This window comes from Frondihabitans sp. 762G35 (assembly GCF_002074055.1).
Classification (GTDB): Bacteria; Actinomycetota; Actinomycetes; order Actinomycetales; family Microbacteriaceae; genus Frondihabitans.
The window spans coordinates 2,021,479-2,044,343 of sequence record NZ_CP014619.1; the positions used below are offsets into that span (position 1 = coordinate 2,021,479).

Annotated in this window: 28 protein-coding genes and 1 tRNA gene; 16 read left to right on the forward strand and 13 right to left on the reverse strand. The window is 71.1% G+C overall.

The genetic code is table 11. The features are described 5' to 3' along the window. Complete coding sequence (locus AS850_RS09660) at positions 1–192, forward strand: hypothetical protein (protein WP_119868924.1); 192 nt, start codon at positions 1–3, stop codon at positions 190–192. Between the two features lie 6 nt (positions 193–198). Here the strand turns inward: AS850_RS09660 and AS850_RS09665 are convergent, their stop codons facing one another. Further along, positions 199–1,392, reverse strand: coding sequence for a mechanosensitive ion channel family protein (locus tag AS850_RS09665; protein WP_236940672.1), 1,194 nt, complete (start codon positions 1,390–1,392; stop codon positions 199–201). Positions 1,393–1,491: 99 nt separating this feature from the next. On the opposite strand from AS850_RS09665, the gene AS850_RS09670 reads away from it, so the two are divergent. Beyond that, positions 1,492–3,042, forward strand: a complete 1,551-nt coding sequence (locus AS850_RS09670) for an amino acid permease (protein WP_119868926.1) — start codon at positions 1,492–1,494, stop codon at positions 3,040–3,042. A 37-nt stretch (positions 3,043–3,079) separates the two neighbouring features. Here AS850_RS09670 and AS850_RS09675 read toward each other — a convergent pair whose 3' ends face one another. Further along, the gene (locus AS850_RS09675) at positions 3,080–3,601 is read right to left on the reverse strand and encodes a gamma carbonic anhydrase family protein (protein ID WP_119868927.1); all 522 of its coding nucleotides are present in this window, start codon (positions 3,599–3,601) and stop codon (positions 3,080–3,082) included. 99 nt (positions 3,602–3,700) lie between these two features. Here AS850_RS09675 and AS850_RS09680 point away from each other — a divergent pair, with 99 nt between their 5' ends. From AS850_RS09680 to AS850_RS09690, 3 genes are all read left to right on the forward strand, one after another. Next, complete coding sequence (locus AS850_RS09680; RefSeq protein ID WP_119868928.1) at positions 3,701–4,192, forward strand: glutathione peroxidase; 492 nt, start codon at positions 3,701–3,703, stop codon at positions 4,190–4,192. Between the two features lie 95 nt (positions 4,193–4,287). Then, positions 4,288–5,514, forward strand: coding sequence for an alpha/beta hydrolase (locus AS850_RS09685; RefSeq protein WP_119868929.1), 1,227 nt, complete (start codon positions 4,288–4,290; stop codon positions 5,512–5,514). A 177-nt stretch (positions 5,515–5,691) separates the two neighbouring features. Further along, entirely contained in the window at positions 5,692–6,468 is a 777-nt protein-coding gene (locus tag AS850_RS09690) for a hypothetical protein (RefSeq protein ID WP_123955483.1), read from the forward strand. Here the strand turns inward: AS850_RS09690 and AS850_RS09695 are convergent. Further along, positions 6,431–7,273, reverse strand: coding sequence for a TspO/MBR family protein (locus AS850_RS09695; RefSeq protein WP_119868931.1), 843 nt, complete (start codon positions 7,271–7,273; stop codon positions 6,431–6,433). The genes AS850_RS09690 and AS850_RS09695 overlap by 38 nt on opposite strands. A 79-nt stretch (positions 7,274–7,352) precedes the next feature. On the opposite strand from AS850_RS09695, the gene AS850_RS09700 reads away from it, so the two are divergent. Then, the gene (locus AS850_RS09700) at positions 7,353–7,796 is read left to right on the forward strand and encodes a MarR family winged helix-turn-helix transcriptional regulator (RefSeq protein WP_119868932.1); all 444 of its coding nucleotides are present in this window, start codon (positions 7,353–7,355) and stop codon (positions 7,794–7,796) included. A 94-nt stretch (positions 7,797–7,890) separates the two neighbouring features. Beyond that, positions 7,891–8,208, forward strand: a complete 318-nt coding sequence (locus AS850_RS09705; protein WP_119868933.1) for a hypothetical protein — start codon at positions 7,891–7,893, stop codon at positions 8,206–8,208. 27 nt (positions 8,209–8,235) lie between these two features. Here the strand turns inward: AS850_RS09705 and AS850_RS09710 are convergent, their stop codons facing one another. The 5 genes from AS850_RS09710 to AS850_RS09730 form a co-directional block, all read right to left on the reverse strand. Then, positions 8,236–9,147 (reverse strand): carbohydrate ABC transporter permease, encoded by a 912-nt coding sequence (locus AS850_RS09710; protein WP_119868934.1) that lies wholly within the window; start codon positions 9,145–9,147, stop codon positions 8,236–8,238. A 1-nt stretch (position 9,148) separates the two neighbouring features. Next, positions 9,149–10,102: a carbohydrate ABC transporter permease gene (locus AS850_RS09715; RefSeq protein ID WP_119868935.1), complete on the reverse strand. Its 954-nt coding sequence runs from the start codon at positions 10,100–10,102 to the stop codon at positions 9,149–9,151. 31 nt (positions 10,103–10,133) lie between these two features. Further along, entirely contained in the window at positions 10,134–11,480 is a 1,347-nt protein-coding gene (locus AS850_RS09720) for a sugar ABC transporter substrate-binding protein (protein ID WP_119868936.1), read from the reverse strand. A 109-nt stretch (positions 11,481–11,589) separates the two neighbouring features. Next, positions 11,590–12,063: a VOC family protein gene (locus AS850_RS09725; protein ID WP_119868937.1), complete on the reverse strand. Its 474-nt coding sequence runs from the start codon at positions 12,061–12,063 to the stop codon at positions 11,590–11,592. Between the two features lie 74 nt (positions 12,064–12,137). Beyond that, a complete protein-coding gene (locus AS850_RS09730) occupies positions 12,138–12,572 on the reverse strand; it encodes an META domain-containing protein (RefSeq protein ID WP_164088422.1) in 435 nt (144 codons plus the stop codon). 128 nt (positions 12,573–12,700) lie between these two features. On the opposite strand from AS850_RS09730, the gene AS850_RS09735 reads away from it, so the two are divergent. Genes AS850_RS09735 through AS850_RS09755 form a run of 5 tightly spaced genes read left to right on the forward strand, consistent with a single transcriptional unit; the run spans position 12,701 to position 16,719 of the window. Beyond that, on the forward strand, positions 12,701–13,621 hold the full coding sequence (locus AS850_RS09735) for an ABC transporter ATP-binding protein (RefSeq protein ID WP_119868939.1): 921 nt from the start codon (positions 12,701–12,703) through the stop codon (positions 13,619–13,621). Then, the gene (locus tag AS850_RS09740) at positions 13,618–14,478 is read left to right on the forward strand and encodes an ABC transporter permease (protein ID WP_119868940.1); all 861 of its coding nucleotides are present in this window, start codon (positions 13,618–13,620) and stop codon (positions 14,476–14,478) included. Before AS850_RS09735 ends, AS850_RS09740 begins: the two co-directional genes overlap by 4 nt. 3 nt (positions 14,479–14,481) lie before the next feature. Continuing rightward, a complete protein-coding gene (locus AS850_RS09745; protein ID WP_119868941.1) occupies positions 14,482–15,639 on the forward strand; it encodes a sensor histidine kinase in 1,158 nt (385 codons plus the stop codon). Beyond that, the gene (locus AS850_RS09750) at positions 15,636–16,259 is read left to right on the forward strand and encodes a response regulator (protein ID WP_119868942.1); all 624 of its coding nucleotides are present in this window, start codon (positions 15,636–15,638) and stop codon (positions 16,257–16,259) included. Before AS850_RS09745 ends, AS850_RS09750 begins: the two co-directional genes overlap by 4 nt. 49 nt (positions 16,260–16,308) lie before the next feature. After that, the gene (locus AS850_RS09755; protein WP_173795189.1) at positions 16,309–16,719 is read left to right on the forward strand and encodes a DUF1801 domain-containing protein; all 411 of its coding nucleotides are present in this window, start codon (positions 16,309–16,311) and stop codon (positions 16,717–16,719) included. Between the two features lie 13 nt (positions 16,720–16,732). Here AS850_RS09755 and AS850_RS09760 read toward each other — a convergent pair whose 3' ends face one another. Both AS850_RS09760 and AS850_RS09765 read right to left on the reverse strand, forming a co-directional pair. Then, positions 16,733–16,984: a hypothetical protein gene (locus AS850_RS09760; RefSeq protein WP_123955484.1), complete on the reverse strand. Its 252-nt coding sequence runs from the start codon at positions 16,982–16,984 to the stop codon at positions 16,733–16,735. 174 nt (positions 16,985–17,158) lie between these two features. Then, positions 17,159–18,385: an MFS transporter gene (locus AS850_RS09765; protein ID WP_119870244.1), complete on the reverse strand. Its 1,227-nt coding sequence runs from the start codon at positions 18,383–18,385 to the stop codon at positions 17,159–17,161. 92 nt (positions 18,386–18,477) lie between these two features. On the opposite strand from AS850_RS09765, the gene AS850_RS09770 reads away from it, so the two are divergent. After that, positions 18,478–18,957: a DUF3592 domain-containing protein gene (locus tag AS850_RS09770; RefSeq protein WP_119868945.1), complete on the forward strand. Its 480-nt coding sequence runs from the start codon at positions 18,478–18,480 to the stop codon at positions 18,955–18,957. Between the two features lie 111 nt (positions 18,958–19,068). Here the strand turns inward: AS850_RS09770 and AS850_RS09775 are convergent. Then, positions 19,069–19,144, reverse strand: a tRNA-Lys gene (locus AS850_RS09775). A 113-nt stretch (positions 19,145–19,257) separates the two neighbouring features. Here AS850_RS09775 and bcp point away from each other — a divergent pair. Further along, entirely contained in the window at positions 19,258–19,734 is a 477-nt protein-coding gene (bcp, locus tag AS850_RS09780; protein WP_119868946.1) for a thioredoxin-dependent thiol peroxidase, read from the forward strand. A 54-nt stretch (positions 19,735–19,788) separates the two neighbouring features. On the opposite strand, the gene AS850_RS09785 is transcribed toward bcp, so the two are convergent. Further along, positions 19,789–20,226, reverse strand: a complete 438-nt coding sequence (locus tag AS850_RS09785; RefSeq protein ID WP_119870245.1) for a hypothetical protein — start codon at positions 20,224–20,226, stop codon at positions 19,789–19,791. A gap of 168 nt (positions 20,227–20,394) precedes the next feature. Here AS850_RS09785 and AS850_RS09790 point away from each other — a divergent pair, with 168 nt between their 5' ends. Continuing rightward, positions 20,395–20,643, forward strand: a complete 249-nt coding sequence (locus AS850_RS09790; RefSeq protein ID WP_119868947.1) for a WhiB family transcriptional regulator — start codon at positions 20,395–20,397, stop codon at positions 20,641–20,643. A gap of 246 nt (positions 20,644–20,889) precedes the next feature. Here the strand turns inward: AS850_RS09790 and AS850_RS09795 are convergent, their stop codons facing one another. Continuing rightward, a complete protein-coding gene (locus AS850_RS09795) occupies positions 20,890–22,386 on the reverse strand; it encodes a sensor histidine kinase (RefSeq protein ID WP_119870246.1) in 1,497 nt (498 codons plus the stop codon). A gap of 64 nt (positions 22,387–22,450) precedes the next feature. Between AS850_RS09795 and AS850_RS16525 the strand changes: the two genes are divergently transcribed. Beyond that, complete coding sequence (locus tag AS850_RS16525; protein WP_164088423.1) at positions 22,451–22,774, forward strand: helix-turn-helix domain-containing protein; 324 nt, start codon at positions 22,451–22,453, stop codon at positions 22,772–22,774. The last annotated feature ends 91 nt before the right edge of the window (positions 22,775–22,865 follow it).

The following is a 22,865-nucleotide window of genomic DNA, read 5'->3' on the forward strand; positions in this document are numbered from 1 at the left end:
GTGCGCAAATTCCTCTTCAACGGCGCGATCATCAGCGCGGCCTTCAGCGGCTTCAGCGCCCTCCGCGCCACGGCCAGCGGCCCCCGCGACTGGCGGCTCCTGCTGCTGTGGGTGAGCTGGGCCGCCTCGACGGCCATCGCCATCGGCAACGTCGTCGACGCGGCCAACGGCGGGGACGACCCCACCGCCTAGCCTCGGCTAGTCCTTCGCGGGGCGCGGGTCCACGCCTCGGACGTGGTCGCGATCGACGATCGGGATCGACGACGTGAACAGGGCCGCGCGCTCGGCGTCGGCGTGCTCGCCCGTGAAGAGGCCCGAGGCGTCGGAGGTCGACTTCGAGAACGCCGGCCGCGGCTCCTGCTCGACCATCTGGACGCGGGTGCGCGGGATCGATTGCGGGCTCTTCTCGTGGAGCCACGCGATGAGGTCCTCCCGCACCAGGCAGCGGAGATCGAAGAGCGACCCGGCGTCCACCGCCGACACGAGCACCCGGACGTGCACGAACCCGCCGACCGCGTCGGTGATCTGCAGGACCTTCACGCGCCCGTCCCAGAGTTCCGTCCGGTCGAGGACGCGGCCGAGCTCGGCGCGCATCTCGCCCGGCGTCACCCGCCAGTCGAGGTCGAAGTCGACCGCGCCGAGGAGTTCGGAGTTGCGCCTCGTCCAGTTCTCGAAGGGCGTCGTCGTGAAGTAGGTCGACGGGAGCACCATCCGCCGGTCGTCCCAGATGTGGACGACGACGTACGAGAGGGTGATCTCCTCGATCCGGCCCCACTGCGTCTCGACCACCACGACGTCGTCGACCCGCAGAGCGTCGCTGAAGGCCAGCTGGATGCCCGCGAAGACGTTCGCCAGCGTCGACTGCGCTGCGAGACCCGCGACCACCGACACCAGGCCCGCGCTCGCCAGGACGCTCGCGCCCACCGCCTCGACACCCGGGAACCCGAGCAGGATCGCGCCGGTCGCCACGATCACGACGAGGGCGACCGTGAGCCGCCGGATGATGAGCACCTGGGTCCGGAGCCGCCTCGCGACCCGATTGTCCGGCTGATCCAGCCGGTAGCGGGCGAGCCCGAGATCTTCGAAGTAGATGGCGAGCGAGGCGACGAGCCACGAGATCGACACGACGAGACAGACGCGGAAGGCCTGCTCGACGATCGCCTGACCCTGGTAGCCCCGCGGCGCGACGTTCTGCATCGAGACGGAGAAGGCGGCCCAGACCAGCGCGACGACCAGCGTGACGCGGAACGACCGCCTCACCCGGGCGATCAGCGCCTTCGCCCACTCCTCCCGGCGCGCGATCAGACGGAAGACGAGCGACACCAGGGCCACGACGACCACCGCGGTCAGGATCGCGCCGAGGACGGCGAGGACGGGCTGCAACCAGAGCATGCCGACCATGGTGGCAGGTCGTCGCCCGGAGCGGGGTGCGGGACGGGTGTCCGGCGGGGCAGACGGACACGACCACCCGATGCTTGGTAGCGTGCGCGGATGACGACCTCCACGAAGGGGGGCGCTAGCGCCCCCGACGGAAACGGCGCCGAGGAGACTCTCCCGGCGCAGGACTTCAGCCACGAGCAGGCAGGGTTCCAGCACGGACTGAAGCCCCGGCAGCTCCAGATGATCGCGATCGGAGGGGCGATCGGCACCGGGCTCTTCCTCGGCGCCGGCGGACGCCTGAACAGCGCCGGGCCCGCCCTGGCGATCGTCTTCGCCATCTGCGGGGTCTTCGCGTTCTTCATCCTGCGCGCCCTCGGCGAACTCGTGCTCCACCGCCCGTCGTCGGGCTCGTTCGTCTCGTACGCCCGCGAGTTCTTCGGCGAGAAGTTCGCCTACGCGGCCGGCTGGATGTACTTCCTCAACTGGGCCATGACCGCGATCGTCGACACGACCGCCGTCGCCCTCTACCTGCAGTACTGGAAGGCCTTCACCTCCGCACCCCAGTGGCTCCTGGCCCTCATCGCCCTCGCCGTCGTGCTCAGCGTGAACCTGCTGGCGGTCAAGGTGTTCGGCGAGCTGGAGTTCTGGTTCGCCCTCGTCAAGGTCGCGGCGCTGGTGCTGTTCCTCGTGATCGGCGTGGTCTGGCTCGCGTTCGCGTTCCCCGTCACGCACGACGGGCAGTCCATCCAGACGGGCCTCGCCGTGATCAGCCAGACGGGCATCCTGCCGAACGGTCTCCTGCCGGCCGTCATCGTCGTGCAGGGGGTGGTCTTCGCCTACGCGGCGATCGAGCTCGTCGGCACCGCGTCCGGCGAGACGCAGAACCCCGAGAAGGTCGTGCCGCGCGCGATCAACACCGTGATCATCCGCATCGCGGTCTTCTACGTCGGTTCGCTCGTGCTGCTGTCGCTGCTCCTGCCCTACACCGCGTACAAGGCGGGTCAGAGCCCCTTCGTGACGTTCTTCTCGAGCATCGGCAACCCGCAGGTCGGTGCCGTGGCCGGGTCGATCATGAACTTCGTCGTCCTGACCGCGGCCCTGTCGAGCCTGAACGCCGGGCTCTTCTCGACCGGCCGCGTGCTGCACTCGATGGGCATGAACGGATCGGCGCCGAAGTTCACCACCGTCATGTCGAAGGGCGGTGTGCCCTACGGCGGCATCCTGCTCACCAGCGCCATCACGCTGCTCGGCGTCGGTCTCAACGCCGTCGTCGGAGCCTCGACCGCGTTCGAGATCGTGCTCAACATCGCCTCGCTCGGGATCCTCACGGCGTGGGGCACCATCGTCCTGTGCCAGATGAGGCTCCGCACCTGGGCCAAGCAGGGCAAGGCCAAGGAGCCGAAGTTCCGCCTGCCCGGGGCTCCGGTGACCAGTTGGCTCACGCTGGCGTTCCTCGTGGCCGTCCTCGTGCTGATGGCGATCGACTGGCCGATCGGCAGCATCACGGTAGCGTCGCTCGTCGTGATCATCCCGCTGCTCGTGCTGGGCTGGTATCTGCAGCGCGACCGCATCCTGCAGATCGCCGCGATCCGCGAGGGCGTGACCGGGCCGTTCCCGGTGAACGGACGCGACTCGTCGAAGCGCCCGCGCGGCGACCGCTAGCGGATCACCGGGCGTCGCGCGGAGGTCAGCGCGACGCCTACGCCGCCCGGTGGTCGGCCGCGAGAGCGACGTAGTGCTGCGCGTTCCGCCGGATGCCCTCGACCTCGTCGTCGGTCAGCTCCCGCCGCACCTTCGCGGGGAGCCCGGCGACGAGGGAGCGCTCCGGGATCACCGTGCCCTCGAGGACGACCGAACCGGCCGCGACGAGCGACCCGCGACCGATCACGGCCCCGTTGAGGACGGTGGCCGACATGCCGATGAGGCAGTCGTCCTCGATCGTGCAGCCGTGGAGGACGGCGTTGTGCCCGACGCTGACGCCGCGACCGATCGTGGTGGGGAGTCCGGCGTCGGCGTGCACCGAGACGTTGTCCTGGAGGTTGCTGCCCTCCCCCAGCGTGATCGCCTCGACGTCGGCGCGGACGACGGCCCCGTAGAAGACGCTCGACCTCTCGGACAGCGTCGCCCGGCCGATCACCCGGGCTCCCGGGGCGAGGAAGACGGTGGACGCGATGCTCGGCTCGTGGCCGGCGAACGCCAGGACGGACTCATCTGCACTCATGCGCTCACCCTGCCACGCCCCGGCGCCTCAGGTGGCGCGCGGAGGAGCCGCGTCGGCGGACCGGGGCCGGGATCCAGGCGGCGGTCGTAGCATCCGAGCATGACTCTCGACACCATCCCGCTCACGACGATCCGCGGCGAGGCCACCACGTTCGGCGCCTACTCCGACAAGGTCGTCCTCGTCGTCAACGTCGCCTCCCGGTGCGGCCTGGCGCCCCAGTACGAGAAGCTCGAGGCCCTGCAGAAGACCTACGGCGAGCGCGGCTTCACCGTCCTGGGGTTCCCGAGCAACCAGTTCCTCCAGGAGCTCTCCACGGAAGACGCGATCGCGGAGTACTGCTCCGCGACCTGGGGCGTGACCTTCCCGATGATGGAGAAGACGAAGATCAACGGCCGGAGCGCCCACCCGCTCTACACGGAACTCACGAAGACTCCGGACGCGAAGGGCAAGGCGGGCCGCATCATCTGGAACTTCGAGAAGTTCGTGATCACCCCCGACGGCACCGTCCACCGGTTCCGCCCCACGACGGAGCCCGATGCTCCCGAGGTGGTCTCCGTCATCGAGTCGGCGCTTCCGATCACGGCGGCGTAACGCCGCGCCCTGGGCCCGCTGGGAGATGCCCGAGCGCTGGCCGTGACCGCGGCTCGAGGGCGCGTTCCCGCCCGTCGTCGGCATACGATCCAGGCGTGCCCGCCTCGCTCTCCCCGTTCGCGCCGCTCCTCGTGGTGATCCTCCTCGCCGCCCTGGCGGCGGTCGTGCTCGTCCTGCTGCCCGTCCGCGGACGAGGCCCGGGGCGGCTCCGCCTCCTCGTGGCGGCCGTCGCGGTCGCCGTCGTCGGGGTCGCCGGGGTCGGCCTCGCCACCGCTAGGCCGGTGGCACCCCGTGCCGCCGTGGCCGACCCGACCGTCGACGCGCGCCCCTCGGCGACTCCGTCGAGGGCCCCCTCCGCCTCCCCCGCGCCCGTGTCCGGCGCCTCCGAAGCGACCGTCGCCCCCACTCCCGCTCGCCTGACGACCGGGCTGACCGCCGCGAGCGACCTCGATCGCACCTGGGTCGCCCCGGCGGGCATGCCGACGCGGGGCCGCGAGTACTCCGTGGCGATCCCGGGGACGGTCTCCCGGTTCGCAGCCCGCCCCGCGGACGTCTACCTGCCCCCGGCGGCGCTCGTGGCGAACGCCCCCGCCCTGCCGGTGGTCGTCCTCCTCTCCGGCCAGCCGGCCAGTCCCGACTCGGTCATGACCGTGGGGAGCGTTGTCCGCACCGAGGATGCCCTCGCCGCGAAGGACCACGGCCTGGCGCCGATCGTCGTGGTGCCCGATCAGCTCGGGAGACCCCAGGACAACCCGATGTGCGTCGACGGGCCCCTCGGGAACGTCTCCACGTACATCCTGCGCGATGTCACCTCGTGGATCCGGGGCCACCTCCGCGTCCTCCCGGGACGGGACGCCTGGGCGGTGGGAGGCTTCTCCGAGGGCGGCACCTGCTCGATCCAGTTCGCGACCGCGCACCCCGACGTCTTCGGCTCGTTCATCGACGTGAGCGGCGAGCGCTACCCGACGATGCGGACCGACGAGGTGGCGATCCAGGCGGGGTTCCGCGGCAGCGTCACCGCCTACGACCGGGCCAAGCCGGAGAACATCCTGCGAAAGCACGGCCGCTACGTCGACGAGCAGGCCGTGTTCGCGGTCGGGGCGACGGACACTCACTACGGCGCGATCATGACCCTGATGTCAGGGAAGGCCGAGGCGGCCGGGATCACGGTGGCGCGCTACGTCTCGCCGCACACGGGCCACGACTGGACGACGGCGAGCAACGGTTTCGCCAGCGGCATCGGTGCGCTCTACCCGCGCTTCGGACTCGCACCCGCCGGGATCTACCTCGACGCGCTGGTCCCTCCCGCGCCGACCGCCTGAGGGCCTCTCACCCGGGGGTGACCGCCTCCCCCACGCGGGTGGACCGCCGGGACTCCCCCTGTTCTGGGAGGCCTCACCCGCGGGTGGTCTCATTAGGATTTCAGTGAATCGACATTACCCAAACGATTCATGGGCGAATACCCGTCGCCCGTCCGCACTCACTCCCCGGAGGACCCCGTGGAACCCGTCCTGGTCTCCCTTCTCAGGCCCTTCGCCCCCCTCCGCTTCCTGAGCGTCCGCTCGGCGTTCGCCGGGGTCCCGCGACCCAACGACGAGCCGCGCGCCCTGGTCGCCGGCCCCGACCCGCTGAAGCTCCTCCTCCTGGGCACCGACGCCGCCACCGGCTGGGGGGTCAGGAGCCACGCGCTCGCCCTCCCCGGTCAGCTGGCACGCGAACTCGGCGCAGCGACGGGGCGGGGCGTCACCGTCGACCTCGTCACCCGGCCGGGTATCCGCCTCTCGGGCCTGTCCGAGCTCGTCGCGGGGCGCGACCTCCGCGGCTACGACGCGGTTCTCGTCGTAGGCGGTCTGTACGATGCCGCGCTGCTCGTCCGCGAACGGACCTGGCGTCTCGAGATGGGCGACCTCCTCGCGCGGCTGTCGAACGCCACGCTGGAGTCGACGCCCATCGTCGTCACGGGCCTCGCCCCGGTCAGCTCGCTCGCCGGATCCCCTCAGCCGGGTCAGCGCACCTGGGACGACTGGGCCTCCCGACTCGACTCGGTCACGGCCGACCTCTGCGCCGTCTCCGCGAACGCGCACCACCTCCCGATGGCCGAGGCGGTCGGCGAGGTGACCGAGCTGAACCAACCGGACCGCTTCCGGTCTCCGGCTCAGTACCGCTGCCTGGCCCGCCGCAAGGCGCGGTGCCTCGCGGAGCTGCTGGAGCCGACGGGCCGGCGCTCGATCGCCGGCGTCAGCCGCGGAGAGCCCGAGGCCCTCGCGGTGCCCTGACCCGGGCGACGACGGTCACCACGACCACGGCGGCCACGGCGACGAGGGCCGCGATGGCGGTCGGCACGGACGGCAGCGTCCCGGTCAGGCGCGCCACGGCGATCCAGGCGAGGCCCCACGACAGCGAGAGCGCGGGAGCGATGCGCCCGTGACCCGACACGGCCACGACGGCCCCGACGACACCGGCGACCGCCACGATCGCGACGCCCCACGCGTCCGGCGCGACGCCGAAGCCGCGGAAGCCCTCGGCGACGAGGAGAGCGGTGACGTTCGCGGCCGTGGCGACCGACACCCAGCCGAGGTAGAGGCCGAGGGTGCCGTCGGTGACGATCGTGTCGACGACGTTCGCGGGCCGACTGGCCAGCGCGCGACGGAAGCAGACGACCAGGACGATCAGGAGGAGGGCGATCACCGGGACGCTCAGCGCGAGGAGGTCCGCCTGGATGCTGAGGATCCAGGCGGCGTTGAGCAGGAGCGACGCGGCGACCGGGTAACCGAGCCGGCGGTGGCGCTCGGCCGTCGCCTGCGCGGGCAGGAGCTGCCAGACGGCGTAGGCGACGAGCCCCAGGTAGATGACGCCCCAGATCTGGAAGGCTCCCGTGCCGGGCGCGACGAGCGTGGCGTCGGCACCGAGAGCTCCCCCGGCGGCCTCCGCGATGGGAGTCCCGATGACGGCTCCCGATCCGACGAACGATCCGGCGAGGGCCAGCACGGCGCTCACGGCGACGACGATCTGCCGGGCGCGGTCCCGGCCCGTCGCCTCCGTCGTTCCGAGGTGTCCCCTGGCCTGTACTGTCGCTTGCACGTCCTCGCTCCGATCGCTCGTCCTCCGGCACCGATCCGATACTCAGCCGGCTGAGCACCCACGGTAGACTTCCGACACGATGAGCGACCCAGAATTCTCGCAGCCGGCCGATCCGATGGCCTCCTGGCCGATCGGGCGCCTCCTGTCGACGGCCGCGCGGCTCGTGGAGCACGACTGGGTCGAGGCCCTCGAGAAGCTCGGGCTGACCCACGCCGGCCTGATCGCCCTGCACCTGCTCGATTCCGGCTCGCTGAGTCAGACGGAGCTCGCCCGCCAGGCGCGGGTCGAGGCGCAGACCATGTCGCGGACCCTCGAGCGCCTCGAGCGCCAGGGGCACGTCACCCGGGAGCGCTCCCCGCTCGACGCGAGGCGGCACGTCGTCGCTCGGACCGCGAGCGGCACCGAGGCCTGGCGGGAGGCGCAGACGCTCGAGGCCGATCTCTTCCCGGCGCTCGACGATCCCGACGGTCTCCGTCGGGCGCTGCTCGCGATCGTCCACGCCGCGTCCGCGCCGCGCTTCTAGGACGGCGCCTCCGGAGCCCGAGCACTCGACCGGCGGGGCCGTGTGATCACAAGTGCACCTTTCGGGCCCGCGGAGCCGCGCCTAGCGTGGTCCCATGGAACGGATCGTCAGCGTGTTCGGGGGCCACGGGGATCTCGTCGCCGTGATAGCGGCGGGAGCGGGACTCATCACGCTCGCCGCCATCGTCGTCATCGTCGTGCGGGCGGTCCGCCCCGCTGTCCGCGGCCCGGTGCGCACTCCGCACCGGCCGCCCCCCGGCCTGGCCGAGCAGATCGCGGACGGCCTCCGGGCCGAGCGCATCCGCCGGCTCGAGCGCCGGCTCGCCCTGCTCGACGGCGTCGCCGGCTGGCAGACCGCCACCCCGGGTCGCGGCCGACACGACGCAGGAGCCGACGGCCGCGACGCTGCGTGACCTCCGGCTCCTGCGCGGGTCGACACGTCAGCCCTTGAGGCCGCTCCCGGTCACGCCCTCGACGATCTGACGCTGGAACGCCAGGTACAGGATGATCAGCGGCAGAGCCGCGAGGATGGCACCCGCCTGGATGTCGGCGTAGCGCTGACCGAACGAGCCCTGGACAGTGGCGAGACCGACCGGGATCGTCATCAGGTTCGGGTTCGAGAGCACGAACAGCGGCAGGAGCAGGTTGTTCCACACCCCGACGAACGTCAGGATCGTCACCGCCGCGAGGACCGGCCTCGACAGCGGCATGACGACCGACCAGTACACCTTCCACAGCCCCGCACCGTCGATCCGCGCGGCCTCCTCGAGCTCGCGCGGGATGCCGTCGAAGAACTGCTTGAAGATGAAGACGGCGATCACGGCCGGCACCTGCGGGAAGATGACCGACCAGTAGGTGTTCAGCAGGTTGAGGGCACCGAGCTCCTGGAAGATCGGGATGATCAGCACTTGGCCGGGGATCATCACGCCCAGGATGATCAGCAGGAAGACGACGTTCTGCCCGCGGAACTTGAGGCGCGAGAGCGCGAACGCGGCCATGGACGCGAACAGCACGGTCAGGGCGGCCGTCACGACGCTCGTCACGCCGCTGGCGAGGTACCAGTTCCAGATGTCGCCCGCCTGGAAGAGCGCGGCGTAGGAGTGCAGCGTCGGGTTCCAGGTGGACAGGATCGAGGTCGCGCCGAGGGCGGCGACGCCGTTGTCGGAGAGCGACGTCTTCAGCGCGAAGATGCTCGGGATCAGCCAGATGATCGCGAACACGACGAGTACGACGGCGGAGACGATTCCGAAGGTGCGCCCGCTCACCGCGGTGCGCGGCGCGACCTGCCGGGGCGCCGCCGCGGAGAGGGGCGACTTCGACCGGGAGCGCGTGGGGGTGGTGGTCAGAGCCATGTCAGGCCGCCTTCCGGGCGAGGGAGCGGTCGATGATCTGCCGCACGACGGCGATCCCGACGATCACGATGAACAGGAGCACCGAGGCGGCCGACGCCGCGCCGATGCGGTTGTCGGTGAAGCCGGTGTTGGTGACGAGCCCGAGCGCGACCTGCGTCGAGATGCCGGGACCGCCGGAGGTCATCAGGTAGACCTGGTCGAAGATCTTCAGGCTCGCGATGATCTGGAGCAGGATGACGAGGGTGGTCGTCCGGCCGAGGAGCGGCAGCGTGATGTAGCGGATCTGCTCCCAGGCCGACGCACCGTCGACGGCGGCGGCCTCGTAGAGCTCGCGCGGGATCTCCTGGAGACCGGCGAGGTAGAGGACGAAGTTGAACCCGAGGGTCCACCAGACCGTGGCGACCGCGATGCCGATCATGGCGGTGTTGGGGCTCGCGAGGACCCCGGCGTCCGTGATGCCGAAGACGCCCTGGATCGTCGCCCAGAGCCCCGAGGCCGGCGTGAAGATGAAGACCCAGATCAACGAGATCGTGGCGGACGGCAGGATGTACGGGAGGAAGAAGGCCAGGCGGAAGAACCACTGACCGCGCCGGATCCGGTTGGTGAGGATCGCGAAGACGAACGCCAGGATGACGAGTGGCGGCGTCGTGTACAGGGTGAACTGGAGCGTGTGCCACATGGCGCTCCAGAAGTCGGCGCGGGTGAGCATCTCGCCGTAGTTCGCGAATCCTGCGAACGACCCGAGCCCCGGGCGCACCGTCGAGGTGTTGAAGAAGCTCGTCACGAGCATCCAGACGGTGGGCCCCAGGAGGAAGGCCAGGTAGAACAGGCCGAAGGGGGCCAGGAAGAGCCACGCGCCGCGGGAGTCGCCGCGGTTGAGTGGAGCCTGGCGCCTCTTCAGCGAGGATGACCCGGCGAGCCGCGCGGGGCGGGCCAGGGTGGGTGCGGCGGTCACGTCGTTGTACCTCCAGGAAGATGGGTGAGGGTCAGAGCGGGCTGGGAGTGTTCAGGTAGACCTTGAGCTGGTCCTTGATCGCGGACAGCGCGCCCTGCGGTGTCACGGCGAGCTGCTGGACGAGACCGAGCTGGGCGCCGACGGTGTTCTCGAACGTCGAGCCCGATCCGCCGTACCAGGCCGGATCGTCGTACACGGCGTAGTCGGCGGCCGACGCGTAGTCCGCCTGCGGCTCGAGGGCCTTGTAGGCGCTGCTCTGGAACGTCGGGACGTAGGCGGGGACATGGCCGCCCATCGCCCAGGTCTGGCTCTGGTCGAGCATCGACTTGATGAAGCCCATGGCCTGCTTGCGCTGCTCCGGCGTGCGGTCCTTCTTGGGCAGGACGAACGTGTGCGAGTCGGCCTGCACGGCCGGCCGGTCGAACAGCATCGGCAGCGGCACCATCCCGAACTTCAGGCCCTTCACCGACTGCGCCGTCGTGATCTCCCACTCGCCCTGGAGGTAGAAACCGGACTTGCCCGTGAACATCTGCGTCCCGGCCCCGGCGTAGTCGAGACCGCGGTTGAGCCAGCCCTTCTTCACCCAGGTCTGGATGCGCTCGGTCACCTTCGCGAAGGCGTCCTCGTCGACGGTGAGGGCGCTGCCGTTGTTCGAGATGAACGGCTTCACGCCGTTGGTCTGGTTGTAGAGGGTCCAGAAGACCCGCCACGGGGTCGCCGTCTCGCTGACGTTGCCGACCGTGATGGCCGTGCCGCCGGTGACCTTGCTGACGGCGGCCAGGGCGGACTCGAAGGTGTCGAGGCCGTCGAGCTTCTTGAGCTTCCCGTCCGAGTCGAGGAGCCCCGCCTTCTTGCACACGTCGGAGTTGAAGAACATCGTGAGCGGGTGCGTGTCGAGCGGGATGGCGATGTTGCTGCCGCGCGTCTTCTGCGCCTCCCACGACTTCGAGTTGAAGTCGGCCGACGAGAGGCCCACGGAGGCCAGGTCGGCGTCGGTGATCGGCTCGAGGATCCCGCCGTCGAACAGCGGCTTCGCGCGGGTGAGGTGGGCCACGGCGACGTCCGGCGGCTTGTTACCGACGGTCGCGATCGTCACCTTCGAGTAGTAGGGGTTGCCCCAGGCGAACACGGTCGCCTGGAGCGAGGACGGACCGCCGTGGGTCTTGGTGTAGCCGGCCTCCATCGTCTGCATGCGACCGCCGTCGCCGCCGCCGAAGAGATTCCAGAAGATGAGCTGCTGCGGGTTGAGAGCGCTGCCCACGAGACCCGCCCCGAGGGGGCTGTTCGCGCACCCGGCGAGCGCGAGGGTTCCGGCGGCTGCGAGCCCCGCCCCCAGGATGCTCCGCCGGGTGAATGTGGCGGGATTGTTCGGTGCCATGATCGACCTCCTCGTCGTTCGTGCATTCCAACGTTGTAACCCTACGATGCCTCCCTGTGGGCGCACAAGCCTTTTCGCCGGGGCCCGGGGTCCCGCCCGTCGCGAGGCGTCAGCGGCCGTCGGCCGCGGCCTCGAGCGCTGCGATGTCGATCTTGATCATGTCCTGCATGGCCGCCATGGTCCGGCCCGCGCGACTCTGATCGGGATCCGCGAGCAGTTCGCCCAGGCGGACGGGTGTCACCTGCCAGGCGATCCCCCATCGGTCGGCGCACCAGCCGCAGGCGATCTCACGGCCGCCGTCGGCGGTGAGGACCTCCCAGAGCCGGTCGATCTCCTCCTGCGTCTCGCAGTCGACCTGGAACGAGACGGCGTCGGTGTGCGGGTGGCCCGGGCCGCCGTTCATGGCCCGCCAGGGCTCGCCGAACAGGGTGAACGACACCACGAGGACCTTCCCCGCGTCCGGGGTCCCGTCGGGCCAGCGCTGGATGTCGTCGACGTGGGAGTCGGGGAAGAGGCCGGCGTAGGTCCGAGCGGCGTCCTCCGCCTGGTCGTCGAACCAGAGGAACGGGACGATGCGTTTCATGGGAAGCTCCTTTGCTCCGTCGGACGCCCTGCCGGTCGTCCGGGCCCCACGCTACGGCGTGGCTCGCCCCGTGCCTACCCCCGGGCGGCGACGCGGACGAAGCGGAGCTCGCTCGAACCGGGTGCGTCGAGGACGAGGTCGGCGCCGTCGCGTCTCGCCGTCGTCGCGGCGGCGAGGAGAGTCGTGAAGCGAGCCCTGAGCGGATTGTCGCCCGAGACGCACCCCATGGCCGTCGCGGCCAGGTCCGACGCCTTCCACGGGTCGGTGGAGAGCACCCTGCCGTCGTAGGAGTTGCACGAGTCGTCGCTCGCGATCTCGTCGCCCGTCAATCGGAGCGTGATGGCCTTCCCCGTCGAGGTGGCCGAGCCCCGGGCGTCGGTCAGCGAGGCGAGCCGCCACGATGCCTGGACCCCGTCCGGCACGGCGGAGCATCCCGACAGGGTCGCCAGGAGCAGGGCTCCGCCCGCGAGCGCGGCCCACCGCGCTCTCGTCGTCCATCCGCTCGTCATGCGCGCGAGCCTAGCGAGATCGACCGGCGGGTGCGTCGACGCGGGGTCCGGCATCGACCGGTCGGTGGATGCCGGAGTCCCCCGGCGGATCACTGGTGCCGGAGCCGCGCCACGCCCAGACTTGCCCCATGACCGAGCCAGAGAACGTCGTCTCCGTGAGAGACCTCCGCAAGTCGTACGGCGACACCGCCGTCGTCGACGGCCTGACCTTCGACATCCGCGCCGGCGAGACGTTCGCCCTCCTCGGCCCGAACGGCGCCGGCAAGAGCACGGCCATCGAGATCCTCGAGGGGTACCGCAGCCGGAGCGGCGGCGAGGTCTCGGTGCTCGGGACCGACCCGCAGCACGGCGGCGTCGACTGGCGGGCGCGGCTCGGCATCGTCCTCCAGGAGACGGGCGAGACCGGCAACGTCACCGTCCGCGAGCAGCTCGACCAGTTCTCCCGCTACTACGCCCGGCCCCGCGACGTCGACGAGGTGATGTCCGCCGTCGGCCTCGAGGGCAAGGGCAGGATGCTCATCCGCAAGCTCTCCGGCGGTCAACGCCGCCGGGTCGACGTCGCACTCGGCATCGTCGGCCGACCCGAGCTCCTCTTCCTGGACGAGCCCACCACGGGCTTCGACCCGGAGGCGCGGCGGAACTTCTGGGACCTCATCCTGCGGCTCAAGGCCGAGGGGACCACGATCCTGCTGACCACCCACTACCTCGACGAGGCCGCGCACCTGAGCGACCGGGTCGGGGTTCTCCTGCGAGGTCGTCTCATCGACAGCGGCACCCTCGACGAGATCGGCGACGCGGAGGCGCGCGTCCCGGTGGTGCGCTGGACCGACGCCGACGGACGGCACGACGTCCGCAGCGAGACACCCGGGGCCGTCGTCGCCGCGCTGATGGAGTCCGGCCGCGAACCCGAGAACCTCGAGATCGTCCGCCCGAGCCTCGAGGACGTCTACCTCGCCCTGGTCACCGATCGGGACGCCGCGGACGCCGCGGAAGCCGCTCACGACCCGGGCGCCGACCCGGCCCGCCTCGCGACGGAGGCGACCCGATGAGCGCCCCCACCGCGACGGATCCGCGGGCGACCGTGCCGCGGTCGTCGGTGCGTCGGTCGGTCCGACTCGGTGCCGGCCGGATCCGCTACGAACTCCGCGCCTACTTCCGCCAGGGCGACTCCGTGTTCTTCACGTTCCTCTTCCCGCTCGTCTTCCTCACCATCTTCTCCGTCGCGTTCAGCACGACCGACTTCGGTCGCGACAGCGCGGGGACCAGCGTCACGGCGGCGCACTACTACCTCCCGGGGATGATGGCGGCGGGGCTCCTGCTGACCGGGATGCAGAACATGGCGGTCGAGATCGCCGGCGAACGCAGCGACGGCACCCTGAAGCGGCTGGGCGGCTCCCCGCTCCCCGTCTTCAGCTACTTCCTCGGCAAGATGGGCGCGGTCGTCGTCTCGGGCCTCCTCCAGGCGGTCCTGCTGCTCGTGGTCGCGCGCGTCGTCTTCCAGGTGCCGCTCCCGACCGACCCGGCGAAGTGGGCGACGTTCGCCTGGATCTTCCTCCTCGGCGTCGCCACGTTCGCCGTCCTCGGCATCGCCCTCAGCGCTCTGCCCCGGAGCGGGAAGAGCGCGACCGCCGTCGTCATCCCGATCACCCTGATCCTGCAGTTCATCTCGGGTGTCTACCTGCCGTTCTCGCAGCTCCCGACCTGGCTGCAGAACGTCGCCGGGATCTTCCCGGTGAAGTGGTTGGCGCAGGGCATGCGCTCGGTGTTCCTGCCGGACTCGTTCCGCCAGGCCGAGCAGACCCACGGCTGGGATCTCGGCGGCGTGCTGCTCGCGACGATGATCTGGCTCGTCGTCGGACTCGTGCTCTGCCGGGTGACGTTCCGCTGGATCCACCGGGACAATTGAGCCATGAGGACCCTGGGGTGGTGGCACGTCGCAGTGGTGGGCGCGGTGGTGGTGCTCGGCCTGCTCCTCGTGGCTCAGGGCGAATCGACGGAGGCACTCCTCGGCGGCCTCGCATCGATGGCGGTGCTCCTCGTCTCCTGGCTCCTCCTCGGCCCGCGCGCCGAGGCGAGTCCCGCAGCGGCCACCGCCCTCCTCGTCTCGGTCTCCGTCTCGATCGGTGTCGCGACGGGTTTCTCGCCGTCGCTGGCCGTCCTCCAGTGCGTCGGCTACCCGCTCGTCTGGTTCTTCGCCGGCGGCACGAGGAAGGGCCTCCTCGGGAACGTCCTGCTCGTGACCGCCGTCTGGTTCGGCTTCCTCGCCTCCACCGGCACCGACACGCGGAGCGTGCTCGAGTCGACGATCACCTGCGGTCTCTCCGCGGCGCTCAGCCTCGGTCTCGGCCTCTGGTTCACGAGGGTCTACCGGCGGGTCGACGAGCGCCAGCAGCTCATCGACCGGCTGGAGGCGACGCAGGCGCAGGTCGAGGCCCTCAGCCGGGAGGCGGGAGCCGTCGGCGAGCGGGAGCGCCTCGTCCGCGAGATCCACGACACCATCGCTCAGGACCTCACCGGGCTCGTGCTGACGGCGCAGCTCGGCCGCCAGGAGCTGGCCGACGGCGACGTGATCGCGGCCTCCGAGCGTCTCGCGATCCTGGAGGACACCGCCCGCCAGGCCCTCCTGCAGACACGCTCCCTCGTCGTCTCCGGAGCCGCCCTCGGCATCGAGGGGCAGTCGCTCGCGGAGTCGCTCCGCCGTCTCGGCGAGAGGTTCCGCCGCGAGACGGGACTTCTCGTCAGCGTCTCGGCCGACGACGTCGGGAGCCTCGACCGCGACGGTCAGGTCGTCCTGATGCGCTGTGCGCAGGAGGCCCTGGCGAACGTCCGCAAGCACGCCGGTGCCGGAGCGGCCACCGTCTCGCTCACCACCCGCGGCGGGGAGGCCGTCCTCGTCGTCGAGGACGACGGCTCCGGCTTCGACGCCCGCGCTCGGACGTCGGGCTTCGGCCTCACCGGGATGGCCGAGCGGCTCGCCCTCGTCGACGGTCGGCTGACGCTGACGACGAACCCCGGCGGCGGGACCGTGCTCGAGGCCCGCCTCCCCGTCCTGCAGCGGTCGACGTGATCCGCGTCGTCGTCGCGGACGACCACCCCGTCGTCCGGAGCGGCATCGTCGCGCTGCTCGCCCGCGAGGACGACATCGACGTCGTCGGCGAGGCCGCGACCGGCGACGAGGCGGTCGACCTCGCAGGGAGGCTCCGGCCCGACCTGATCCTTATGGACCTCCGGATGCCCGGGCTGACCGGCGACGAGGCGACCGCCCGCATCCTGACCGAGCGCCCCTCGACCAAGGTGCTGATCCTCACGACGTACGACTCGGACGACAGCATCCTCACCGCGATCGAGGCCGGAGCCACGGGGTACCTCCTCAAGGCGGCTCCCCCGGACGAGATCCTCGCCGGCGTCCGCTCGGTGGCGCGCGGCGAGATGGCGCTCGCGCCCACCATCGCCGCGACCCTCGCCCGACGCGTGCGTTCGCCCGTCCCGAAGCTCAGTGCGCGCGAGACGGAGGTCCTCCGGCGCGTGGCGGCAGGAGACAGCAATCCGACGATCGCCCTGGCCCTCCACGTCACCGAGGCCACCGTCAAGACGCATCTCCTGCACGTCTTCGCGAAGCTCGGCGTCAGCGACCGGACCCGGGCCGTCACGCTCGCACTCGAGCTGGGCATCCTGCGCCTGGGCTGACTTCCGGGAGCCTTCGTGCCAGGATGACGAGCGACGAAGGGATCCACCCGTGGCCACCGCATTCAGCAAGGAAGAACGAGCCGCCATGAGGGCGGCCGCCGCCGAGGCCAAGGCCGCGAAGCAGGGCGCCGACCTCGAGGCCGCGTGTGTCGCGGCGATCGAGGCGATGACCGGCACCGACCGGTCGCTGGCCGAGACCCTGCACGCGCTGATCGCCGAGCAGACGCCCCTCAAACCCAAGACCTGGTACGGGATGCCCGCCTACGTCGACGGCGACGGCAAGGTGGTCGTCTTCTTCCAGAGCGCCGCGAAGTTCAACGCCCGGTACGCCACGATCGGGTTCCAGGAGTCGGCGCACCTCGACGAGGGCGCGCTCTGGCCCACGTCCTACGCCGTGACGTCGCTCGAGGGCGACGCCCGGGAGCAGGTCGTGGCGCTGCTCCGGCGCGCGGTCGGCTGACGCCGGATCGTCGCTAGCGCGTGCGCCGACGCAGGAGCGCCGGCAGCACGAAGCCGAGGACGCCCACGACCACCGCCCCCGCGACCAGGGCCACGCCGAAGGGGACGCCGTCGATCGAGGCGAGAGCCCAGGTGACGAGTCCGCCCGCACCGTAGGCGGCGACATCGGTGAGGACCTCCCGCGGGGTCGGCCACACCGACGGCCTCTCGACGACGTCGTCGGCCCGCACCGGTCGGAGGGGCCGCAGGGGCGCTTCGTTCGTCATGCTGCGATCCTGGCAGTGATCGGTCGCTCCGGGCATCCCGCGTTCGCGGGGCCTCCGTCGAGATCGCGATCGAGGTCGCGATCGAGGTCGCCTCGGGAGCGCCGAGGCGACGCGAAGTGCGATCTCGACGGGCCGGTCCCGCGAGGCAGAGCACGTCAGGGACCTCGCGGAGCGTCAGGCGCGCTGCGCCGCGCGCGGGGCACGCAGCGCCCCGGCCGCGGCGAAGCCGACGACGAGGAGCGCGACGACGAGCCACAGAGCGCCGAGGATCCCCAGCCGGTCGGAGAGAGCCCCGACGAGGGGCGGCCCGCCGAGGTTCGCCAGGTAGCCGATCGACGCCACGACGCTCACGCGCGCCGCCGGGTTCGGGCCGCTGTCCGCCGCCGCGGACATCCCGAGCGGGAACCCCATGGACACGCCGACGGCCCAGAGCACCGTCCCCACCAGCACCACCCAGCCGGGCCCGCCGGCGATGAACAGCACGAGCCCGACGACGCCGAGCGCGGTCGTGACGCGGACGGTGCGCACCCGGCCGATCCGGTCGACGAGAGGTCCGCCGCAGACGCGCGCCACCGTCTCCCCCGCCGCGAACGCCACGAAGAACAGCGGTGCGATCGTCTGCGGCTGCCCGTGGCCGTCGTGGACCGCCAGCGTCAGCCAGCTGTTGGCGGTGCCCTCGCCGAGCTCGACCCCGAGCATGACGAGGCCGATCAGGAGGAGGCGGCTCTCCCTCCATCCGGACGCCCAGGCCCGGACCCGCTCGCGGACCGGCGGCTTCGCGGCCTCCTCCGCGACGGCCGTCGCCTGCGGCAGGAACGCCACGGCGACGCTCGCAGCCACCGCGATCAGCACCGCCTCCGCGAGGAACTGCCAGGCGAAGTCGACGTCGAGAGCCGCGCAGGCCGCCCCGATGCCGGCTCCTGCGATGGCCCCCGCCGACCAGCCCGCGTGCATGAGCGGCATGAGCGTCCGGGCCGCCGCCTTCTCGACGGCGGCGCCCTCGACGTTGATCATCACGTCGACCGCCCCGATCCCGAATCCGACCAGGACGAACCCGACGGCCGTGAGCGGCAGGGACTGCAGGAGCCCCGCGGCCACGCCGACCAGGGCCACGCCCGCGGCGCCCGCCCCGAGCGCCCCCAGCACGGCGCGCCGGTTGCCCAGCCCGGCCAGCAGCGCCGACGACGCGGCGAGGCCCGCGATCGACCCCACGGTCACGCCCGCCAGCGCGAGGCCGATGGCCCCGTCGCCGATGTCGAGGGACTGCCGGATGCTCGGGAGCCTCGGCCCCCACGTCGACACGGCCACTCCGCCGAGGGCGAAGAGCACCAGGACGGCGTTGCGCCAGGCGGCGGTCGAGGCTCGGGCAGGCGTCGTCGTCGACGTTCCGTGATCGTTCACGGACGCCACCGTAGCAACCTGTGAGCGCTCGCGTCGAGTGCGCCCCAGGATCGGGCAGGATGGAGTCGTGGGGACGAAGAGGCGCGGGACGGTTGGGGGGTGCGAGCCTCAGCGCGGCCGCCATCCTCTGCGCCGCGATCGGCCTGATCGTGTCCGTCATCGGCCTCGACGGCAGCGGGCCGGCGTTCGTTCGCGACACCTCCGTCCGGGCCCACGGCGTCAGCGCCACGGGCACGGTCGCGGAGGTCGTGCACGAGACCTCTCACACGAGACGCGGATCGCAGGAGCACTACTCCCCCGTGATCGCGACGACGATCGACGGACACGCGGCCCGGACGAGGACCACGGCGTACAGCGTCTCGAGCCCCGGTCGCTTCTTCGTCGGCGAGACGGTGGGCGTCCTCTACGACTCCCGCGACCCGTCGCGGATCGTCCCGGACTGGCCGGGCGCCGCGGCCGACCTCGCCGTGAACTTCTGGTTCCTCGCCGGGATCGGCATCGTGAGCGTCGGGGGCGGGACCGCCGCGATCGTGCTCCAGGGCGTCAGGAGGCGACGCGAGGCGAGCCGCTAGGCGGGCGGGGCGACCGCAGGATGTCGTCGTCGAGGACAGTCCCGCCGCGAACCGCCGGACACACGAAGAAGGCCCGATCCGCCGAGGATCGGGCCTTCTTCGTGAACCAGGTGGTGCACCCCCTCGGACTTGAACCGAGAACCCACTGATTAAGAGTCAGTTGCTCTGCCGATTGAGCTAGAGGTGCGTGGCTTTCGGATTGAACATCCGCAGCCGAGGATCAAGATTAGCATGAGATTCGAACGCCCTTGACCACCCCCACGCCGGGTTCGCACGAGCCCGCCGCGACGAAGGAGAACCATGTCCGATCGCCTCGAGAAGGGTGCCACGGCACCCGAGTTCACGCTTCCCGACGAGAACGGCACGCCCGTGTCGCTGTCCGACTTCCGCGGAACCAAGGTGATCGTCTACTTCTACCCGGCCGCCTCCACGCCGGGCTGCACGACGGAGGCCTGCGACTTCCGCGACAACATCAACTCGCTGAAGTCGGCCGGCTACCAGGTGCTGGGCGTCTCGAAGGACGAGGCCCCGGCGCTCCGGACCTTCCGCGAGGAGCAGGGCCTCAACTTCCCGCTCCTGAGCGACCCAGACCTCTCCGTTCACCGGGCGTACGCCGCCTACGGCGAGAAGTCGCTCTACGGCAAGACGGTCACGGGTGTCATCCGCTCCACGGTCGTCGTCGACGAGGACGGTCTCGTCGACCTGCCGCTCTACAACGTGAAGGCCACCGGCCACGTGAAGTCGCTGCGGAAGAAGCTCGGCCTCGACGCCGCCTGAGGCGGTCGCGGGGCCGCGGTGCGACGCGCACCGGCCCCGCGGCTCCTGCGAGCCTCAGCCGCGGTGCGCCGTGGCCCGGACGACGGGTCGGGACAGCAGCAGGAGCACGACCACCACGGCCGGGACGATGAGCGCCCAGCCGACCGCCGGCGTGGCCGTCAGGCCCTGGAAGCAGCCGATGCCGATGGCGAACTGCATGACCTGCCAGACGATCGCCGCGCCGCGGATCCACGCTCGACCCCGGAGCGCCCCGACCACGATGTAGGCCAGCCACACCGTCGCCACGAGCGTGAGGACGAAGACGGCGATGCCCGAGGCGACGGAGACGGGCGTGCTGACGATCAGCTGGATGATCAGGTACGCGGAGACTCCGGCCATCAGGAGGAACTCGGCCGTCAGGAGCGCAATCAGCAGCCACACGAGCGGCGGGCGCCGAGTCGTCGACGGGGTACGGGAGTTGTCTGCGAACTCGCCCTGAAGTCGTTCCGTCACGCTCTCCACCCTCGATCGAACCCTTGATTTGGTTCCCCCAGTATGCGACCATATTCGAGGTTGAAGTGACGCGCACATTGCCGTGCGTGCCTCCCGAATTCTTTCCTTTCCCCCCACCGGAACCCCGGCATTTCGCTGTGCGGTTCAGCATTTAAGGAGTACCCATAGATGGATTGGCGTGACAAGGCCGCCTGCCTGACCGCGGACCCGGAGCTCTTCTTCCCCGTCGGCAACACCGGCCCGGCCGTCGACCAGATCGACAAGGCCAAGGCCGTCTGCGGTCGCTGCACCGTCACCGAGACGTGTCTCCAGTACGCGCTCGAGACCAGCCAGGACTCCGGCGTGTGGGGCGGCCTCAGCGAAGACGAGCGCCGCGCCCTCAAGCGCCGCGCCGCTCGCGCCCGTCGCGCCAGCTGACGACGTCACGCCAGCCGGCTCCGGTCGGCGCCGACGCGGACCGCTCGCGTCGCACCACAACTCCACACCGGGCGTGATCGCCGGGGCACTCCCCCGCCGGTGACGACCGATCGGCGGCTCCTCTCGGGGAGTCGTCGAGACACCGCGCGGGGGCGCGCTCTCGGCATCGCAGGATGCCCGGGGGCGCGCCCCCTCGTCGTGGAGCTCGCACTCCCCGCGCCGCTCCACGGGGCCGCCCCGCGACTCCTACGCCGTCTGCGTGACCCAGCGCAGCGGAACGTCGATCGTGACCTCGGTGCCGGACCCGACGAGCGTGTGCCAGTCGATGGTGCCGCTGAGCTCGCCCTGGATGAGCGTGCGGACGATCTGCGTCCCGAGGCCGGAGCCGACCTTGCCCTCGGGCAGGCCCACGCCGTTGTCGCGGACCTTGACCGTGAGGTGGTCGTCGTTGCGGTCGGCGATGATCTCGACGTCGCCGTCGCGACCGTCGAGCCCGTGCTCGACCGCGTTCGTGACCAGTTCGGTGAGGGCCAGGGCGAGCGGCGTGGCGTACTCGCTGGGCAGCGTGCCGAAGCTGCCGGTGAACTGCGGTCGCACCGTCGTGTTGTGGCTCGACGCCACCTCCGCGATGAGGAGCAGGACCCGGTCGAACACCGTGTCGAAGTCGACGTTCTGGTTGAGACCCTCCGACAGGGTGTCGTGGACGACGGCGATCGACGCCACGCGTCGCATGGCCTGGTTGAGGGCGTCGCGGGCGACGTCGGTGTGGGTGCGGCGGGCCTGGATACGCAGGAGCGACGCCACCGTCTGCAGATTGTTCTTGACCCGGTGGTGGATCTCGCGGATCGTCGCGTCTTTCGTGATGAGCTCCCGCTCCTGGTGCCGGAGCTCGGTGACGTCGCGGCAGAGGACGATGGCGCCGACCCGCTCGCCCCGGTCGCGGAGCGGGATCGCGCGGAGCGACACGGTGACGCCCTTGGCCTCGACGTCGGTGCGCCACGGCGCGCGCCCGGTGACGACGAGAGGGAGCGACTCGTCGACGACGAGCTTGCCGGAGAGGAGGGCGGTCGTCACCTCGGCGAGCGACTCGCCCTCGAGCTCGCCCAGGAACCCCATGCGGTTGAAAGCGGAGAGCCCGTTCGGGCTGGCGAAGACGACGGTGCCGTCGACGTCGAGCCGGAGGAGACCGTCGGAGGCTCGGGGCGCGCCGCGACGCGGCCCGGTGGGGGCGCCCAGGTCGGGGAAGTCGCCGGCCGCGATCATCGCGAAGAGGTCGTTGGCGCACTGGTTGAAGGTGAGCTCCTGCCGGCTGGGCGTGCGCGCCTCGCTGAGGTTCGTGTGCCGCGTGATGACCGCGACCGGCGTCTCGCTCACATCGGGGCGGCTCGCCCCGAGGCGGCGGAGCACGGGGACGGCGCGGACGCGGGTCGGCGTCTCCTCGTACCAGTCGGGCGCGGCGGAGTCGACGATCTGGACCGAGTCGAACGCCTGGGTGATCTGGGCGCGCCACTCGGGACGCACCTCCTGCCCGACGAAGTCGCGGTAGAACAGCGTCGCGGAGCTCGAGGGCCGGGCGTGCGCGACGGCGACGAAACTGCCCGCCTCGGTCGGGACCCAGAGCACCATGTCGGCGAACGCGAGGTCGGCGAGGAGCTGCCAGTCGCCGACGAGCAGGTGGAGCCACTCGACGTCGGCCTCACTGGATCGGCCTTGGGCGAGAACGAGATCACTGAGCGTCGACACGCACATCAGCCTAACCGGAGGCGGCTGGGCGCATCGTCGCCGTCCACAGGCCGATAATCGACGTATGCACCCTGACGAGCAGGAGCCGCCGCTCCGCCGCTTCTTCCCCGTCGACGACGTGGCGAGGATGCTGAGCCTCGATGTCGGGGCCGTCGAGGAGCTCGTCGAGAGCGGGGAGCTGCCGGCGGTGCGGCTCGGTCCGCTCGCCGAGTGGCGGATCGAGCAGCGCGTGCTCGACGACTACCTCGAGGCCAAGTACGAGGAGACGCGGAGGACGGCGCTCTGGCGCGGCTTCGACTTCGCCAGCGTCGCGGACCTCGACCCGGAGACGCGTCCGCGGAAGCCGGGTGCGGCTCCTGCGACCGACGAACCGCGCCCGACCGCCTGAGGCACCGGACGGAGTTGTCCACAGAATCCGGCCGCGGGCGTGTCGCGACATAACAATGTCATATGTTTGTGCTATTCCCGCTCCGGCGGGC